Origin of the sequence: Gorillibacterium sp. CAU 1737 (genome assembly GCF_039888655.1) — a bacterium.
In the GTDB taxonomy this organism is placed as follows: Bacteria; Bacillota; Bacilli; order Paenibacillales; family NBRC-103111; genus Gorillibacterium.
On the sequence record NZ_JBDQQO010000021.1, the window covers coordinates 1 to 1,713 of the forward strand.

Annotated in this window: 1 rRNA gene; it reads left to right on the forward strand. The window is 55.2% G+C overall.

From position 1 onward, the window contains the following. Window positions 1–1,704 (forward strand): 23S ribosomal RNA (locus tag AAFN83_RS22085); the annotation flags it as partial. Between the last annotated feature and the right edge of the window lie 9 nt (window positions 1,705–1,713).

Sequence of the window (1,713 nt, forward strand, 5' to 3'; positions counted from 1 at the left end):
CATGGGTAGGGGAGCGTTCTGTACAGCATTGAAGGTATACCGTAAGGAGTGCTGGAGCGTACAGAAGTGAGAATGCCGGTATAAGTAACGAAAAGACAGGTGAGAATCCTGTCCGCCGAAAACCTAAGGGTTCCTGAGGAAGGCTCGTCCGCTCAGGGTAAGTCGGGACCTAAGGCGAGGCCGAAAGGCGTAGTCGATGGACAACAGGTTGAAATTCCTGTACCACCGTAAGCCGTTATGAGCAATGGGGTGACGCAGAAGGGTAGTGACGCGGACCGATGGAATGGTCCGTCCAAGCAGTGAGGCTGGGTTGTAGGCAAATCCGCAATCCGATAAGGCTGGGCTGTGATGGGGAGGGAAAATTGCAGTACCGAAGGTCATGATCTCAAGCTGCCAAGAAAAGCCTCTAGCCAGGCGAAGGTGCCCGTACCGTAAACCGACACAGGTAGGTAAGAAGAGAATTCTAAGGCGCGCGGAAGAACTCTCGTTAAGGAACTCGGCAAAATGACCCCGTAACTTCGGGAGAAGGGGTGCCTCGGTAGGGTGAATAGCCCGAGGGGGCCGCAGTGAATAGGCCCAAGCGACTGTTTAGCAAAAACACAGGTCTGTGCGAAGCCGCAAGGCGAAGTATACGGGCTGACGCCTGCCCGGTGCTGGAAGGTTAAGGGGAGCGGTTAGGGGTAACCCGAAGCTGTGAACCGAAGCCCCAGTAAACGGCGGCCGTAACTATAACGGTCCTAAGGTAGCGAAATTCCTTGTCAGGTAAATTCTGACCCGCACGAATGGCGTAACGACTTGGGCGCTGTCTCAACGAGAGATCCGGTGAAATTTTAATACCTGTGAAGATGCAGGTTACCCGCGACAAGACGGAAAGACCCCATGGAGCTTTACTGCAGCTTGATATTGGACTTGGGTACGGTCTGTACAGGATAGGTGGGAGCCTGAGAAGCATGTGCGCCAGCATGTGTGGAGGCGACGTTGGGATACCACCCTGATCGTATCTAGGTTCTAACCTACTCCCGTGATCCGGGAGAGGGACCGTGTCAGGCGGGCAGTTTGACTGGGGCGGTCGCCTCCTAAAGTGTAACGGAGGCGCCCAAAGGTTCCCTCAGAATGGTTGGAAATCATTCGAAGAGTGCAAAGGCAGAAGGGAGCTTGACTGCGAGACGTACAGGTCGAGCAGGGACGAAAGTCGGGCTTAGTGATCCGGTGGTTCCGTATGGAAGGGCCATCGCTCAACGGATAAAAGCTACCCTGGGGATAACAGGCTTATCTCCCCCAAGAGTCCACATCGACGGGGAGGTTTGGCACCTCGATGTCGGCTCATCGCATCCTGGGGCTGAAGTAGGTCCCAAGGGTTGGGCTGTTCGCCCATTAAAGCGGTACGCGAGCTGGGTTCAGAACGTCGTGAGACAGTTCGGTCCCTATCTGTCGCGGGCGCAGGAAATTTGAGAGGAGCTGTCCTTAGTACGAGAGGACCGGGATGGACGTACCGCTGGTGTACCAGTTGTTCCGCCAGGAGCATCGCTGGGTAGCCAAGTACGGACGGGATAAGCGCTGAAAGCATCTAAGCGCGAAGCCCCCCTCAAGATGAGATTTCCCAATTAGTAAGACCCCTGGAAGACGACCAGGTTGATAGGTCCGAGGTGGAAGTGCGGCAACGCATGCAGCTGACGGATACTAATCGGTCGAGGGCTTATCCAACACAACACA